14 protein-coding genes are annotated in these 15,596 nt (G+C 62.2%); 11 read left to right on the forward strand and 3 right to left on the reverse strand.

Going from position 1 to position 15,596, the window contains the following annotated elements; translation table 11 throughout:
* Positions 1 to 813 precede the first annotated feature (813 nt).
* The 5 genes from AAFO90_RS21775 (at position 814) to AAFO90_RS21795 (ending at position 4,449) form a co-directional block, all read left to right on the forward strand.
* Positions 814 to 1,200 (forward strand): hypothetical protein, encoded by a 387-nt coding sequence (locus AAFO90_RS21775; RefSeq protein WP_347510754.1) that lies wholly within the window; start codon positions 814 to 816, stop codon positions 1,198 to 1,200.
* Complete coding sequence (locus AAFO90_RS21780) at positions 1,197 to 1,910, forward strand: hypothetical protein (RefSeq protein ID WP_347510755.1); 714 nt, start codon at positions 1,197 to 1,199, stop codon at positions 1,908 to 1,910. The genes AAFO90_RS21775 and AAFO90_RS21780 overlap by 4 nt, the downstream gene beginning before the upstream one ends.
* Positions 1,907 to 2,425 (forward strand): hypothetical protein, encoded by a 519-nt coding sequence (locus tag AAFO90_RS21785; RefSeq protein WP_347510756.1) that lies wholly within the window; start codon positions 1,907 to 1,909, stop codon positions 2,423 to 2,425. The genes AAFO90_RS21780 and AAFO90_RS21785 overlap by 4 nt, the downstream gene beginning before the upstream one ends.
* 201 nt (positions 2,426 to 2,626) lie before the next feature.
* Positions 2,627 to 2,926 carry a hypothetical protein gene (locus tag AAFO90_RS21790; RefSeq protein ID WP_347510757.1) on the forward strand — a complete coding sequence of 100 codons (300 nt, stop codon included), beginning with the start codon at positions 2,627 to 2,629 and terminating at the stop codon, positions 2,924 to 2,926.
* Entirely contained in the window at positions 2,923 to 4,449 is a 1,527-nt protein-coding gene (locus AAFO90_RS21795) for a relaxase/mobilization nuclease domain-containing protein (RefSeq protein ID WP_347510758.1), read from the forward strand. The genes AAFO90_RS21790 and AAFO90_RS21795 overlap by 4 nt, the downstream gene beginning before the upstream one ends.
* A gap of 40 nt (positions 4,450 to 4,489) precedes the next feature.
* On the opposite strand, the gene istB is transcribed toward AAFO90_RS21795, so the two are convergent.
* Both istB and istA read right to left on the reverse strand, forming a co-directional pair.
* Complete coding sequence (gene istB, locus AAFO90_RS21800; protein ID WP_347510759.1) at positions 4,490 to 5,272, reverse strand: IS21-like element helper ATPase IstB; 783 nt, start codon at positions 5,270 to 5,272, stop codon at positions 4,490 to 4,492.
* A gap of 24 nt (positions 5,273 to 5,296) precedes the next feature.
* Positions 5,297 to 6,850 carry an IS21 family transposase gene (gene istA / locus AAFO90_RS21805; RefSeq protein ID WP_347510760.1) on the reverse strand — a complete coding sequence of 518 codons (1,554 nt, stop codon included), beginning with the start codon at positions 6,848 to 6,850 and terminating at the stop codon, positions 5,297 to 5,299.
* 147 nt (positions 6,851 to 6,997) lie between these two features.
* Between istA and AAFO90_RS21810 the strand changes: the two genes are divergently transcribed.
* From AAFO90_RS21810 to AAFO90_RS21825, 4 genes are all read left to right on the forward strand, one after another.
* Entirely contained in the window at positions 6,998 to 8,335 is a 1,338-nt protein-coding gene (locus AAFO90_RS21810) for a toprim domain-containing protein (RefSeq protein ID WP_347510761.1), read from the forward strand.
* A 479-nt stretch (positions 8,336 to 8,814) separates the two neighbouring features.
* The gene (locus AAFO90_RS21815; protein WP_347510762.1) at positions 8,815 to 9,774 is read left to right on the forward strand and encodes a hypothetical protein; all 960 of its coding nucleotides are present in this window, start codon (positions 8,815 to 8,817) and stop codon (positions 9,772 to 9,774) included.
* Between the two features lie 75 nt (positions 9,775 to 9,849).
* Positions 9,850 to 10,416 carry a hypothetical protein gene (locus AAFO90_RS21820; RefSeq protein ID WP_347510763.1) on the forward strand — a complete coding sequence of 189 codons (567 nt, stop codon included), beginning with the start codon at positions 9,850 to 9,852 and terminating at the stop codon, positions 10,414 to 10,416.
* A 99-nt stretch (positions 10,417 to 10,515) separates the two neighbouring features.
* A complete protein-coding gene (locus AAFO90_RS21825; RefSeq protein WP_347510764.1) occupies positions 10,516 to 12,909 on the forward strand; it encodes an AAA family ATPase in 2,394 nt (797 codons plus the stop codon).
* A gap of 65 nt (positions 12,910 to 12,974) precedes the next feature.
* Here AAFO90_RS21825 and AAFO90_RS21830 read toward each other — a convergent pair whose 3' ends face one another.
* Complete coding sequence (locus AAFO90_RS21830; RefSeq protein ID WP_347510765.1) at positions 12,975 to 13,466, reverse strand: hypothetical protein; 492 nt, start codon at positions 13,464 to 13,466, stop codon at positions 12,975 to 12,977.
* A gap of 629 nt (positions 13,467 to 14,095) precedes the next feature.
* Here AAFO90_RS21830 and AAFO90_RS21835 point away from each other — a divergent pair.
* Positions 14,096 to 14,401: a hypothetical protein gene (locus AAFO90_RS21835; protein ID WP_347510766.1), complete on the forward strand. Its 306-nt coding sequence runs from the start codon at positions 14,096 to 14,098 to the stop codon at positions 14,399 to 14,401.
* Positions 14,402 to 14,430: 29 nt separating this feature from the next.
* On the forward strand, positions 14,431 to 15,495 hold the full coding sequence (locus AAFO90_RS21840) for a recombinase family protein (protein ID WP_347510767.1): 1,065 nt from the start codon (positions 14,431 to 14,433) through the stop codon (positions 15,493 to 15,495).
* Positions 15,496 to 15,596 lie beyond the last annotated feature (101 nt).

The following is a 15,596-nucleotide window of genomic DNA, read 5'->3' on the forward strand; positions in this document are numbered from 1 at the left end:
TGTTTCTTCTTCATCGACTGGCGTAGCGCAGGAAAGGCGGGCTGTTTGGGCATCGGCGGGCATCCTTCAAGGTCCCGCTCAGTCTACCGCAACCCGCTCAGAGCACGAGGTTTTTCAGACTTTCCCTGAGTAAACATAGCTGGCGTTTTGTAAAATATACGGATGTGTTTGAGCATTCCTTCTTTTTTGAAAACGAAATTGACGCAAAGCGTTTCGAGGCCTTCATCGCTAGTTGATTGGCCCCACATTCCCGATGTTATATGATAATGTCGCTATCTCGACCGCAACATTTTGACTATACATCATGGTTTTGATAGCTTCTCGGGCCATATGCCATGGTTCACCCAGAGAGCGCGGGAAGATCGGGTCGATTTCGACCGTCGGGTTCGCGTGAAGTTTCGTGGTCAGATTGAGCACGACCTCGGGATCTCCAAAAACACCTTCACTGACATTGTTAAACGACACAGGGATCACGCCTGGGGTCAGGATCCCTCCCTGGGGTCTGCCCCGAAATGTCTGACCTACGGCAGACCATCTCCCTTCTCATCAGTGCATGATCTGGTTTTTCATGCGCCGTTCTGCCTTCCCCTACTGCCCAAAACGCAACGCGGAGAAGCCCCCCGGCGCCGACAAGTTGCCCATCTTGCGAGAAGAAGTCACCTCAGTGTCGCCGCCGCTGCTGGATCAGGGGGGACGGTTTACCGTCGCCATACCCTGCTAGGGGTAGGTCATTCCAGAAGAAGATTCTGAAGATTTATTTTTGGATTTTCACGGTCATCGCAGACACTTGCCGTGTAGAGCGAGGATAGCAGCATGGCACTCAAAACAGAACACCTAAAAACCGCGAAGGCGGCGCTCAAGTCGATGTCGACGCGACGCGATAAGACACTGACAAGGGCCGACTTCGTCACCGGCCTGATCAAGGACATACACGCGAAGATGACAGCCGGGTTCTCTCTGGAAGAGATCTGCGCGGAACTCAACAAGACACTCCCGGAGGACGAACAGCTCAACATGAACACGTTCAAAACATACGTCCGCCGCGCCCGGACCCAGGCCGGGATCGCACCGACCAGAGCGTGGACCCGACGGACCGGTCCACCCGAGCCCAAGATACAGACCACCCCGAACAAGGGGAGGACAAAGGGTCAGAAAGAAGACCCCCCATCAGATTTTCGAGATCAAGGAGGTGACCTGTGAAGCGGATTTTTTTCATACATGGAGACAAGGGGGGCGTCGGCAAAACCGAAGTCGCCAAGCGGATGGCCGCCGTGATGCTCCAGGCCGAACACCCCGTCACATTGGTTGATGGCGACGATAAAAACGCGGGCCTTCACGCCGCATTCAAACAGAGTGGCCTTGATGTGTGGCGCATCAAGGTCCTGACACCCTCTGGCCGCGATGCCCTCTTCGACGTCATCGCGGAAAGCCCCGGGGATGTCTTGATCGATTTACCCGCGCGCGGCTCGGACGTCACGGAGAGACTGCATCAGGACGGTGCCTCCGAAGACGGGTTCAGTCTCCCATTGCTCATGGCCGAGATCGACGCCGAATTGACCATAGTCTTCGTGATTGATCAGACCCGGTCGCCGATTGTCGCCCTACGTGAAGAGATGAAGGCCCTGCCAGAAACGACGAAGTGGATCGTCGTGCGCAACTGGCGCGAGGACCGTGCGTTCACATTGTTCGACACGACGCAGACCAAAGCCGATCTCGAAGCCCGAGGGGCCACCATCATCGACTTGATCCGGCTCGACCCCCGCGTGAATGACATTCTGGAGAACGCAGGCGGTTTGAACCTGATCACCGCACAAACCTCGGACAAGCTTTCCATGCTCCAGAAGATGCGGGTAAAAGCCGCGCTGCGGTCCTGGTCCGAGCAGATGCAAATCGCGGGGCTGATCGAATGACTGATCTTCCGGAGGACTTGTTCACCCTGATCTACCGCCGCGCACCCACGGAGCAAGAGCGGGCACGGTTGTTATCTGTCAAAGCGGGGCTTGGCCTCTCCCCCCGGGACGAGATGTGGCCGATGCTCATGGTGCTCGATTACTATGATAGCGCAATCCGGTCGGGTCGGACCGCCACCTTGCGCGACGTCGAGCGTGTTCTGAACGAGTTGAGAACCGTCCCAGACCGGGCCGGTCCGATCGCAGCGGCCGAAGCCCAGAGGGCGATTGCGCGGATCATCAAAGACGCGTCCGAAGAGATCGCTCGAACAGCCGCACAGAGATCCATCACGACCGCCGACCGCATCTCCCGGCGTCAGCTTATTGTCGCGGCCGTGATCGGCGCCCTTATTGCCGTCTGCCTCGCCGGTGCTGCGGCATGGGGGATGTATCTCTTACTCGAGGCCCGAGGCCTCTGCGCCGAACCACCGTTCCTGACCGGTGACGGACGGGTGGGATGTTTCATTCAGCGCTGAGGGCTGATCCCCTTCTCCGCCAGATGGCGTCGGCGGGATCAGCTGGGGGCGTTAGGAGGAGAAGGTGTGGGTTAGGCGTTTTCACGTAGGGGGCATAAAAAAGAAAGACGAGTAAAGTGGAGTTGAGCAGACATGGCACGCGCAGGGGACGGGAAACAAAGATCGAACCGCCGGAAGCGGAACAACCTCCTTCAAAAGCGGGTGGATGATTGGGAACTCGCCGCGTTCATCGCGCGGGCACGAGAGGCTGGGTTTCAGGACCACCGTGATTATCATGCTGCTTTCGTCTTCGGTGAGGCCGAGCTTGATCGCCGCGAGCGCCATGACCTCCTGCGCATCAAGGGCGAGCTGGGAAAGCAGGGATCGAACCTCAATCAGCTCACCTATGCCGTGAACGCGGGGCGCCTCACCGCATTGACGGCCGACGATCGGCAGGTGATCGATCGGGCCCGCATCGCGGTTGAAACGGCGGCCGAACAGATCCGGGCCCTGTTTACATGATCGGTGAGGCGATCAAGAGAGAGGGGGAGAAGGGGTCCGGCGGGGGCGCCGACGCCTTCAAGCCCGGAGTGGCATATGTTTGCGGCAAAGCCGTCCGGATCGCCCTGCGCAACCTAGCCTCACCCGACTGGCGGCATGCAGCTGAGGACATGCGGCTCTCATCAGAGCTGAACAGCCGGGTCCGGAAGCCGTATTACCACTTGGTCCTCAGTTGGCATGAGCTGGAGCGGCCGACGGACGACCAGATGATTGAGGCCGCGGATCACATGATCCGCAGCCTCGGACTGAAGGAGCACCAGATCGTCATCGGCACGCACCACGACACGAAGCGGCTGCATGTTCATCTTGTCTGTAACACCGTTCACCCCATCACCGGAAAAGTCTGGTCGAAGTCGAATGACCACCTCAGTATCGAGAAGGCTTGTCGCGAGATCGAACTGGCACAAGGTTGGTCGCACGACCGGGGCCGGTTCGAGTTCGATGTGTCAGCCAACGGAAGGGTGGAATTGAAGCCCAACCGGGACGCCTGGGAGAAGAAGAAGGCGGACCGGATCACCGGAACGAGGCCCAAAACCTCCGGCGCGCGCAAGCGCGAGAAATCAATCGGGATCGAGACATTCGAGCACGGCATCCCCACCGCCCTGAAGGTCCGGTTTGCAGAGGCCGTTGGCGCCGCGCGGGACTGGCAGGACTTGCACGCCGCACTCGGGGCCCTTGGACTCCACTATTACAAGGCCGGGTCCGGCGCGCGGATCGGCATCCTGGGCAGCACCGAATGCTCGAAAGCCTCGGCCTTCGGGTCGAAGTTTTCCATCCGCAAGATGGAGGCACGGCTTGGGGTCTATGAAGATCCGGGCAGCGCACACGTCAATGATCGCAAAGAGGATCACAAGGAGATCGAAACTGTATCCGGAGTGGTCTGGGAAAAGGACCGCCAAGCGGCCGCTGCCTCGACCTTCAAGCTGACCCTCTTGCGCCGCATCTATTGCGACCTTCATCTCGATCCCGCCGTGTCCGAGGCGATCCGCTTTGTCGATCTGCAGGATATCCCGCCCCAGATCACCTTCCGGGATAACGTCACCTTGGTTGATCATGGCGAACGGATGACGACATCTCGCAGCACCCGAGAGACGCGCGCGGCCATGATCGCGATTGCCAAGGCCAAGGGGTGGTCCTCTATAAAATTCACAGGTTCACCTGACTTTGTGCGTCTTGCGTCTCTTGAGGCCGCACGTGCAGGCCTGCCCGTACATGGAGCCCCAGAGGACATTCAGGCGCAGTGTGATGCGATCCTGGAACGGCTGGAGCGCCAACAGCGCCGCATCGAGGTGGAGGCCCGGGCGGCGGCGAGGGCGACTCATGAAGCCGGCGCCAACCGCGATCAGGCGATAGAGGAAAATATCGCGGAACGGGCGGAGGCCACGGCACAGTTTGAGGAGATGACGGCCGAGGTCAGGGCTGTGTGCGGACTTCAGAATTACCGGACAGCGATTTCGCTAAATCCCGGACAGCCATTTCAGTAATTCCCGGACAGTTCGGGCACGGCTGATCCTCTGCCTACAGTTATGTTTCTGATAGCATCGTTTCGCGGTTTTTCACGTGGGTCAAGTTCTCGTTTTGATCTTTTCTGCGCATGCTGTCTCCCTTGAGATCGATACGGTGGGCGTTATGGACAATCCGGTCTAGGATGGCATCGGCAATTGTCGGTTCGCCGATCATGTCGTGCCAACCCGAGACGGGCAGTTGGGCGGTAATGATTGTAGAGCGCCTCTGATAGCGTTCCTCGAAGAGTTCGAGCAGATCGAGACGCTGCTGGTCGGTGAGCCCATGGGTACCCCAGTCGTCGAGAATGAGCAGTTGGACGCGGGCCAGCTTGTCGACCAGCTTGGGGAACCGCCCATCGAGGCGCGCCATTGCCATATCTTCGAAGAGACGGGGCATGCGGACGTAGAGGACCGCGTGATCGAGGCGTGCGGCTTGATGTCCGAAGGCGCAGGCCAGCCAGGTTTTGCCGGTGCCCGTTTGGCCGGTAAGGATGATCTGCTCCTTGGCCTTGATCCATTCGCCTTGTGCCAGCGCGAGAACCTGACGGCGATCGAGGCCTCGGCTGGCGGCGAAGTTGGTATCTTCGATGCAGGCATTGGGGAATCGCATCTTGGCGTTGCGCAGCCTGTTGGTGAAGCGTTTATCGGCTCTTGCCGAAGCTTCCCGATCGAGCATGAGCCCGAGCCATTCATTGCGATCGAGGGACTGACCCGGGTCCTGTTCGGCAAGGGCCTTCCAGGCGTCTGCCATGCCTGTCAGGCCAAGTGCGGCTATCTGGTCGAGGGTGGGATGTGTCAGCATGTGTTGATCCTTCTGTGCTGAGGGTTACTGGTAGTAGCCTGAGCCACGAATGTTGTCGTGGGCCGGCGTGGCGGTGATCGGGTCTGGCGGCTCCGGGGCCTGGTCCAGCCCGGTGACGAGGATGGAGCGCACCGAGGCATAGGAGACGGTTCCGACCGTCAGGGCGCGGTCGCAGGCAGCCTCCAACCTATCCGGCCCGAACTGGCGCTGCAGGCTGAGCACACCGAGGGCGGATCGGTATCCCTGTTCGGGATGTGGCCTGTCGCGCATCAGGCGCTCGACAAGTGCAGCTGTGTGGTAGCCGGTGCGTGCTGCGCGGGTGATGAGGCTTTCCGGCGTCATGCCGCCATAGCGCTGGTGCGCCTTGGGCATGTGTTCCTTTATCGTGGAATGACCGCCCCGCTGGCCGCGGCGGTGATGAACAGCAACGCGCTCGTGATTATGGAATATCTCGATCATGCGGTGGGTCAGGCGCACATCGACTTGCCGGCCGATCAGGCGGTAGGGCACGGAATAGAAGCTGTGCAGCACCTCAATATGGTAGTCAGGATGCACCTTGGCCTGCTTCCACTCCGCGTATTCGAAGGGCGTGTCTGGCAAGGGGCGCAGCGCCGCACGTTCGATCTCTTCGAAGAGGTCCTGTCGGGAGCGGCCCACCCGCCGCATGGTTCGCGCATTGATATCTGCGAGCAGCTCGGCAATGGCCACGTTCAGCGCCTCGACGGAAAAGAATTGCCGGTTGCGCAGCCGGGCCAGAATCCAGCGTTCCACGATCAGCACCGCGCCCTCGACCTTGCCCTTGTCGCGCGGCTTGCGCGGCCGCGTTGGCAACACGGTCGTGTCGTAATGCGTGGCCATGTCGGAGAAGGTCTTGGTGACCGACGGCTCGAACCAGAGCGGCTTGGCCACTGCCGCCTTGAGATTGTCGCACACGATCGCCTTGGGAACACCGCCAAAGAACTTCAGCGCACGAACCTGGGCATCGATCCAATCGGGCAGCTTCTGGCTGAGGCTGGCCCAGGCAAAGGTGTAATTGGAGGCGCCAAGCACGGCAACGAAGATCTGGGCGCGATGTTCCTGACCCGTCGCAGGGTCGATAACAGGAATGGTGTGGCCAGCGTAATCGGTCTGCATCACCCCACCAGCCTCATGGCGGTTGCGATAACGGGGACTTATCCGGCTCTCGAACTCCCTGTAACGCGCGCAGAACCACGTGTAGCCATAGCCGTCAGGATGGGCTGCCCGATACTCCTCCCAAAGCAACAGCAACGTCACGCCCTTACGCTTCATCTCAGCCGCCATCTTTGGCCAATCAGGTTCCGTCAGGTCCCGCGGTGGGCGGCCAACGCGCTGGAACAGAACCTGCTTCAGCGTGGTATCATCATCCCGACCCTTGGGCAGCGGCCAGCAGTTCAGCCCCGCCTCCCGAGCCCGGTTCAGATAGGTCGCGACGGTCGTCTTGCTGAGCTTCAGACGCGCGGCAACCTCACGCGCCGAAAGCCCCTGTTCATGCGTCAGCCGCAGTATCGTTCGTATGTCTTGCACGGTCGTGCGCCTCGCTTGCTTCCGTCTCGGCATGGTCCCTCCCGGCCTTGTTCAAGACCGGCAGAATGCCGCGACGGTGCAGGCGAGGACCAACCGGCCCCAAGCCCTCCCGGAACTGTCCGGGAATTAGCGAAATCACTGTCCGGGATTTACCGAAACGCGTGTCCGGGAATTACTGAAATGCTTGTCCGGGATTTACCGAAACCCGCAGCTGTGTTCGACGCAATCGGCTCCGGGCGTGATCCCGTCCGCACGGCCCTGCGGACCGTGGCGCATGCGGAAGAACAGCGGATCACAGCAGAGCTACCGGATCGTCGAAGCGTCTCCGCCCCGCAAGCTGCACCGGACGCAGATCGTGGCGGCGGCAGCAAGAAGCGTCGGATCGCTAAGATGTTCAAGGAGAACGACCATCATGAGTTGGAACGGATGCGGGCAGTCCATATCGACGAGATTGCCGCATGGGGTGGCTGGTCCTACGCCCCCAAGCACAGGGACGGCCATAGCGATCCGCAGGGCCGGAATCTGCGCACCTATGCGCGCGGCGCTGAGACGATCAAGGCGACACGGAAAGGAGATGCCTGGGTTTGGACAAACAATAAGACCGGCGCGTCCGGCTCGGTCATCGATCTCTGGCTGTCGGACAATCCGGGATCGACCTTGGGCGATGCGCGCAAGGCTTTTCGTGAGATCATGGGCTCCGGCACGCCGACACCGGTGCCCACGGGAGTACCGCACCAAGGACACAGGCAGCAAGATCACACCGAAGCCCGGCGCAGGTGGGAGGAGGCCCCCTATATCGAGGACCGGCGGACCTACGCAGAGGATCGGGGCGTCTCGAAGGCGACCCTGCACCGCTTCCGGGACGATGTGCGCTGTGGCGTGTTCGGCGGCATCTACTTCGCGCATCGCAATCCCGAGACTGGCGATATCGTGGGGTTTGAACAGCGATGGGAAAAGGATGGGCAGAAAAACACCGCGCGCTTTGCCAAGGGCGGTGTGAAGACGGTCTCGGTCCTCGGCCATCCGAAAACCGCCACGCGTATGGTCGTCTTTGAAGGCGGCCTCGACGCCCTCGCGCTCGCGGAACTCGAATCCAGAGAAGACACGATCTACGTCAGCACGGGCGGTGGGTTCGGGCCGAAGACGGAGGCAACCCTCCTCAAGCTTGCCGAGGGCCGACAGGTTCTGTCAGGCTTCGACAATGATCTGGCGGGGGAGGCCCTTCACAGGCAGCTCACCGGCCTCCTGCCCGGGGCGACGCGTCTTGCACCACCGGCGCATGTCGAGGGCAGCACAACGCCCTGCAAGGACTGGCTCGATGTGCTTAACGCATCCAAGACAGCGCCCGCCCTCGCTATGGTGGCACCCCTACCCCAAAACATAGGTCAAGACGACAGCGAATCCGGTCTGCCAGTAGAGGCGTCGCACGCGCAGACTTCGGTTTCCGAGCCCGAAGCCCCTTACGGTCAGGCGCCCCTGACACCGCATATGAATGCACCCAAGACACCTGAAGTATAATGACGTGAAAAGCGCCACCGCGACAAAATAGTATGCGTGGCGGCGATCCCCTTATGCCGTTTGTCACTTTTGTGGATCATTCTCCTCTCAGATGAAAAGGGGAAGCTGGGCCGCGAAATTACTGCCCAACTTCTGCCAAATGAGCGGCCATCATTGGCGCCTACCTCCAGGGCACTACTGATCCGTCTTTAGGTATCCACGCCCCTCCAGCCATTCGGCTAGAATCATCTCCGCCATCGACGCTACAGAGCGCCGGTCGTCCTCGGCTGCCTTTTCGAGGGCTGCCTTCAGTGTGGGTGTTATTCGCAGGCCAAGCGGTGCGTTGCGAAGTTCGCGCTTTACAGACAATGTTAGTACTTTCTAGTTGACAAACGTAGCAGGGGTCATCATACTTACATTTGCTAACATACGCAACGGGGTCTGACGGTATGCGACTACCAGTCAGCCCCCTAACCGCCAGAACCTGTAAGGAGATTCCGATGGCTAACCGTACGACTATCACCACTTCCCCGTTCACTGAACCCCCGATGCGCGCAATGTTCGCGCGGTTCACGGCCCTGACCGCTTCGCTGGTCCAGTTGACCGACGCCGAGCGTGCCCTCGGCGGATACGACCGCCAGGACCCGGCCCTGTCCGCCTTCACCGGTGCGGTGGATGCGGCCCGTGCCGCCACGCTCACCCATTGCGCCGTGATCCTCTCCGGTGAGACCGCAGACGAGATGATCTATGGCCTTCAGATGACGGCGAAGATGGTCAGGGCCGTCTTGACGACCGACAAGCCTGCTGAGGTATCGATCATCCGGAACCTTCTCGCGATGCGCCATGAGACGGTGCTCTTTACGCTCTATCGGCGCGCCCACCTCCGCTACAACACGTTGCTGGATCTGGCCTTTGACGCACTCGCGGCGCATATCTCACTGCCCGAGACCGCAGGCGCGGCTTACCCCGCTATGGCGGGCAGCGCCTCTGTCGCGCATACCAAGATGTCGTACGCCTTCACCAGCTTGCTGGGGGCGATGTACCAGTTCGCCCGTGCGGAGCAGCCGCTTCAGCGCCCGGCGGTGGGAGACGTCCGGGCGGATCGCTTCGGCGTCGCGATGCAGGAGGCCGAAGCGGCCCTGAAGGACATGTACGCAGCGCTCTCTCGGGTTATGGCGGCGGATCTGACCCGCCGCGAGGACAAGGCGCTTTGGGAGATGGGCTATGCGCTGTACAACTTGATCGCCAAGGATGACGACGAGGCGCGGCAGAGCCTGTTCGAAACGCTCGTCGACTACCAGTCGTATTTCATGGTGCAGGGTAACTTTGCGGTCGCGCGCCGGACGCGGGAGATGCAGGTAAGGTTCTTCCACTTGGTCACTGCATTGATGTCCCTGCAGGACTTCGGCGGCCCTGGTCCGGACGATGACGGGGCCTGCGGGCCTTCGCTGGCGGCCTGATCGGGCCGGACGAGCGCGCCATTCCGAGGGGGCACGCCCCCCTCGCTCTTCCTTTCATGAATACGGAGCATTCTGATGCACCAGCCCTATCTGCCTGGCATGCCCATGCCACCCCGCCCCACCGAGAGCCGCGACGCGCGGACTGCTCTGGCCACTTATCCCGCGATGTCCACTGAGGACCTTTGCCGTCATGCAAAACCTCTGGGGCGTGCGGCGGAACTTTTGGTAGACAGCGCACTTGTTCGCTTGGGTGAGCGGGTATATCCGGCCGATGAGCACGAGCGCCATGATCGGCTCTTGCTCCTCCCGAGCGGCGCATCCCTGCGTCTTCAGGTCAAGACCCGCCACACGCAGAATGATCGCGGGGATTACATCTTCACCTTGCGCCAGCGATCCGAGCGCGGTTGCACGGGACGCGGCCCCTATGAACCGCAGGACTTCGACATTCTCGCGGCGGTTGTTCTGACCGAGAACGTGGTCCGTTTCACGGCGGACTGGCACCTTCGTCAGGTCATCCATGCCTCCGAGATCGCAGAGCTTCGGCGCCACCCTCGCCGTAGCCTTGACGCAGCGCTCGCCCGGCTGGGCCACACGGATGCCATCCCGAGCGGGAGGGACGACGACCTCGACCTCGCTGCCTGACCGATCTCAGCGGCCCCTCAATTCCCCTACCAGATCCACCTCTCGGCCCGTCGTTGCGGCGGACCGGTCCCCTTTTTTCATCCTTATTGGAGGCTTCCCATGACTCAGCCCACCACCCCGACTCCCACCGTAACCACGACCAGCGGCACGGGCACCCCACCTGACAGGCATGATTTCGCCTTGGCGATCCGCCAGAGCCTGATCAATGCGCATCCCGGATGGGCGACTATCAGCGGTGTCATTACGACACATCCGCCGTATACGGCGCCCGCCGATGCGCCGGTTTCCGCAGTCGCACCGCAGGGACAGGCGCACCCTGCCTCAACCCCCTCACTTGCAGTGGAGAGTGTGAATGACACCCCCCGGACCGACCTCGATGACATTTTGGATTTCGTCGAAGCGGAAGCAGCGGAGGCGGCAGCCCTGTTTTCTGACGCCCTGCCTCCGGTTCCGAATGGCAAGGAAGCGCCCGCCTATACTTTGCGGCCTGCGGCGGCGCTGGCGGTCGCGCGGTTGGCCGCGAGCTTTCCCAGCCCTGCGGCATTCTACTCGGCGCTGAGCGCGCCGGGATCGCTGACGGTGCTTGCGGTAAACAGCCCTGGTCTGGGTGAGACTATCCACAAGCTCATCGATCACCTTTTCGCTCGTGCGCCTTTCTGGCCGAACGATGCGCCCCTTCCCCTCGCCGTGCGTGCGGAGGAGTCGATTCTGTCCAAGGACAGCCACAAAAGGGACACCGGCCTGGTCGGTCAGCTTGTGCCCACGGTCCGCACGGCACTGGAGATGCGGCGCCCCGTCGTCGCGGTGGCAGTGGCGGCGGGCACTTTGCCGTCGGCCCTGCGCACCTTGAAGCCGACTGTCATCCCGGTCGCGCCGCTCGATCGGGCTATGCTGGCAGAGATCCTGACCGAAGCTTACCCCGATACGGGGGACCGGATTGATGGCGACGCAGCCGCCCTCGCTCGCCTGCCGGACGATGACCAGTGCAAGCGGCTCGGGCCGGAGGATCTCGTCTTTGCCCTGCGCAGCCCGACACTGATCGGCGCGATCGCGGCTCTGGCGGCGGCCACGACGCCCGCCACCACTGAGGGGCCGGGACTGGCCGATTTCCCGCTGCCGCGGGAGGTGCGCGAACCGGTCGAGCAAATGGTCGCCGATTTGCGTGCATGGCAGGCTGGAGAGATCCCGTGGCGGGATGTCACGCGGGGTATCCTCCTCGCTGGCCCGCCGGGCTGCGGCAAGACGGAAGTTCCCCGGCTCATCGCCAAATCGGCAGGGATCAACGTGATCGCCGGCTCGATCGCCGACTGGAGCGCGGAAGGCAGCCGAGGGAGTGAGGTGATCAAAGCGATGCGGGCGAGTTTCGCCAAGGCGGCGGCAGCGGCGCCCGCGATCCTGTTCATCGATGAACTTGACGCCGTCGGCGACAGGGACCGCGTGGGGGACACCAATCGCAGCTGGACCGAGTATGTGGTCAGCGGCCTTCTGGCCGCCATGGATGGATATGAAGGGCATGAGGGCGTCGCCATTATGGGCGCGACCAATCACGTGGACCGGATCGATAAGGCCGTCCGCAGGCCCGGTCGCTTCGACAAGGTGGCTCGTCTCAGCTACCCCACGCACGATATGATCCCGGCGGCGATCAAGTGGCAAAGCTGGCCGGATCTCGCGGATGAGGACCTGGCCGGTCTCGCCGCGCGCGCTGTGGGGATGAGCGGGGCGGACATTGCGGCCTGGGTGCGGTCCGCCCGCGCGCTGGCCCGGCGGGAGCAGCGCCCGCTTTCACTCGAGCATCTCGAGACCACCCTGAGCGACCTGCGCCCGCAGATGCCCGAAGACCTGCGCTGGCAGGTGGCCATCCACGAAGCCGGGCATGCGGTCGTCGGGGCCGCCACTGCCGTGGCCCGGCCCAAGTTGCTGGCGCTACAAGCGGATGGCGGGGTCACCCATTCCAAACGTCTCATGATCAGCCAGCGCCGGTCAGAGATGGAGGCCGCGCTTGCCCTCGACCTTGCGGGTCGCGCTGCGGAGGTCTCAGTCCTTGGGGCGCCTTCGGGCGGCGCGGGCGGGACAGAGGATTCCGATCTCGCGAGCGCCACGCTGCTCGCGGTTGCTATCGAAGCCTCGCTCGGCCTCGGCGACCACCTGGTCTGGCAAGGCAGCCCGCAGATCGTACTGGACCGCCTTCCTCTTGACGGCGACCTGCGCGACCGGGTCGAGGGCCACCTGCGCCGAGCCGAGGCCAGGGCCCTTAGGATCGTCGAGGCCCATCTCCCGTTGCTGGAGGAGATCGCAAGCGCGCTGTACCGCTCGGCACTGCTCACCGGTCCCGAACTCGATGCGCTCCTTGCTCGCGTCTCGCCCGAACCTGCGATCGGCACGCCCCTCACGGACGCACGGATTTCAACGCCACAGGGGACGGCAGACCCGGCCCGGGACCGGGCCGACAACATCAACGGGGATCCCGACCTTCGTCAGCCCTTCGCCGCCTAAAGGGCTCTACGCAAAAGGCGTGTCCGGTCCGAAAGGGCCGGGCGCGCCCACTATGGCGACAATCCTCATCCCGCTGACACTATATGCACTATATAAGGAGTGCGCGCATGCCCCGGACATCTCCCTTCCAGACGAGGCTGCCCCGGCCGGATCTGACCCGCCAACATCGGCGGTGTCGCGACCCATTTCACCGGCCGACACATGGCCGGGCAGCGCACCAGCCCCAAAAAACCCAAATTCAAGGTCATTATTCGGCCGCGCCGGGTGCGATCCGTTCGCGCCGCGAGCATGAGCAGTTTCGGGGATCCGGGCTGGTCAGCGTCATAGCGGCCGGATCCCTGTCTCGCCGTTTTGCGGGTCAGCACCGAGGTCAGCACCGAGGTCAGCACCGAGGTCAGCACCGAGGTCAGCACCGAGGTCAGCACCGAGGTCAGCACCGAGGTCAGCACCGAGGTCAGCACCGAGGTGTGTTTGTTCGGATCAGGTGGGGCGTCAAGTGCCTTGCCGATTACGCTGTCCACATGTTTCGGCCGGTTCAGGATCCGTTGGCGTAGCACGAGGGCGTTTCTCGCCTTACATTCGCGGTTAGGCGCAGAAGGCGTCTTCATGAGCAGAACGCTTGGTTTTCACCAAGGCGGAGGCCAGGATGGCCAAGAACATCACCACGGGCTCGAAAGGGAGCGGCAGTAAATCAAGGCAAAGCGCTGCGTCCTACAGGGCGAAGCATCGCATTCACAGCGCGGCCTCGGCGGATCGCAAGAAGGCGGCGGGTATGTGTAGGGTTTCTGTTTGGGTGCCGTCTTGGGCAGAGGAAGTCTTGAAGCAGTTCGCGAAGCGCCTGTGCGAGGGGCGCGCTCCCAATGACACCGGGCAAGCTCAGGCCGGAGACGGGCCGATCGGCGGGGGCGGTTCCATCCAGTCCCAGCCGCGTAGGAAGCGGAAGGCGGATCCCTGCGATGCGAGGCAGCTGGACCTCTTCAGTCGCGAATGAGCGGGTCCGGGCGGACGACAGCAGGCGGTTGTCCACATCTTTCGACAGAGCCAGCCTGTTTCGGGCGGGACGCATGGGAGGGAAGTCGGGTATTGTCGTAGTGCAGGCCGAGTGGCCTGTGGGGGCAGAAGCCCTGCGGATCTTGTCCTTGATCACGCCCCAGAATCGGGCGGGATGAAGGCGGGATGATGATGGATGAACAAGAATCGGGCTGCGCGGACGCAGCATGAGCCGGGCACAGCCCGGACTGGGGAGACGGAAGATTGGACCGGGCGCGCGGTGCGTCCCGCCAAAAGCGCAAGGGATACCGAGGAGGCAGCGAGACGGCCGCAGAAGCGGATCAGGCGCGAGGGCCATCAGGCCGACCAGCCTCGGGCGCAGCCCGACGCCGAGGTGGAGATTGCCGCTGCCCGCGCGGCCTGGTTCGAGGTGATACGGGCACTCGCACGGGCAGCGGCACATGCCGATCACGACGCAGCCACCGAGACGGACGGGCGGTAAATATAGAAGTACACCGAGGAGGAACGGGAATGACCGATCAGTTGCGTGCCGTGATCTATGCGCGGTTTTCCACAGACATGCAGCGCGACGCTTCGATCGAGGACCAGATCCGATCGTGCCAGGAGTACGCGGCGCGACAGGGACTGAAGGTCATCGAGACCTATTCCGACCGAGCCATATCGGGCGCCAGCCTGATGCGGCGCGGCATGCAGAAGCTTCTACGGGACGGGCGCAGCGGTGCCTTCGATGTCGTCATCAGCGAAGGCCTGGACCGCCTGAGCCGGTCGCAGGCCGACATCGCCCAGATCTACCAGACGCTCCTGTTCGCTGAGGTGATGATCGAGACGGTGTCGGAAGGCGCCATCAGCGAGATGCACATCGGTCTGAAGGGCACGATGAACGCGCTTTTTCTGAAGGATCTCGCCGTCAAAACTCATCGCGGGCTAAAAGGCCGTGCCCTTGCGGGCAAGTCTGCGGGCGGACTGACCTACGGATATCGTGCCGTCCACAAGATGGATGCAACCGGCGCCCCGATCCGGGGCGACCGGGTGATCAGCGCCGAGGAAGCGACCGTGGTCCGACGTATCTTCGCGGACTACGCGAAGGGGATCTCCCCCAAAAAGATCGCAGAGGCTTTAAACGTAGACGGCATCCCCGGCCCGCAAGGCGGTCAATGGGGTGCGTCGACCATCCACGGCAACCGAGAACGCGGCACTGGTATCCTTAACAACGAACTCTACATCGGCCGCCAGATCTGGAACCGGCTGCGGTATGTAAAAGATCCCCAATCGGGTAAACGGGTTTCCCGCCTGAACCCCGAAAGCGACTGGGTGATCACGACTGTCCCTGAGCTGCGTATCATTGAAGGCACGCTTTGGGAGGCTGTTAAATCCCGTCAGGGAGCGCTTAAATCAAAGGGCACCGGCATTCCAGTTTGGGATCGGCGCCGGCCGCGGACGCTGTTTTCGGGGTTGATGGAATGCGGCTGCTGCGGGTCCGGCTTCTCCAAGGTGCAAAAAGACAGCTTTGGCTGCTCAGCGGCCCGGAACAAAGGCAGGGCTATTTGCACCAGGGAATGTCCCGAACGATGTTGAAAAGCGTTTCGGGCGACGCTGCGGATTTCATGGTTATGCGGCTTGATCCAACGGGTCAACCAGCGCATCATTTTGTGGGTCGCGGTGTTTTTCCAATGCGG

It is taken from the genome of Phaeobacter sp. CAU 1743 (assembly GCF_039839315.1).
Taxonomy (GTDB): Bacteria; Pseudomonadota; Alphaproteobacteria; order Rhodobacterales; family Rhodobacteraceae; genus Phycobacter; species Phycobacter gallaeciensis_A.

Excerpts from the sequence above, each read along its gene's own strand:
- AAFO90_RS21775 (WP_347510754.1), top strand. The coding sequence starts at position 814 with ATGGCACTCAAAACAGAACACCTAAAAACCGCGAAGGCGGCGCTCAAG.
- AAFO90_RS21785 (WP_347510756.1), top strand. The coding sequence starts at position 1,907 with ATGACTGATCTTCCGGAGGACTTGTTCACCCTGATCTACCGCCGCGCA.
- AAFO90_RS21795 (WP_347510758.1), top strand. The coding sequence starts at position 2,923 with ATGATCGGTGAGGCGATCAAGAGAGAGGGGGAGAAGGGGTCCGGCGGG.
- istB (WP_347510759.1), bottom strand. The coding sequence starts at position 5,272 with ATGCTGACACATCCCACCCTCGACCAGATAGCCGCACTTGGCCTGACA.
- istA (WP_347510760.1), bottom strand. The coding sequence starts at position 6,850 with ATGCCGAGACGGAAGCAAGCGAGGCGCACGACCGTGCAAGACATACGA.
- AAFO90_RS21810 (WP_347510761.1), top strand. The coding sequence starts at position 6,998 with ATGCTTGTCCGGGATTTACCGAAACCCGCAGCTGTGTTCGACGCAATC.
- AAFO90_RS21815 (WP_347510762.1), top strand. The coding sequence starts at position 8,815 with ATGGCTAACCGTACGACTATCACCACTTCCCCGTTCACTGAACCCCCG.
- AAFO90_RS21820 (WP_347510763.1), top strand. The coding sequence starts at position 9,850 with ATGCACCAGCCCTATCTGCCTGGCATGCCCATGCCACCCCGCCCCACC.
- AAFO90_RS21825 (WP_347510764.1), top strand. The coding sequence starts at position 10,516 with ATGACTCAGCCCACCACCCCGACTCCCACCGTAACCACGACCAGCGGC.
- AAFO90_RS21835 (WP_347510766.1), top strand. The coding sequence starts at position 14,096 with ATGAACAAGAATCGGGCTGCGCGGACGCAGCATGAGCCGGGCACAGCC.
- AAFO90_RS21840 (WP_347510767.1), top strand. The coding sequence starts at position 14,431 with ATGACCGATCAGTTGCGTGCCGTGATCTATGCGCGGTTTTCCACAGAC.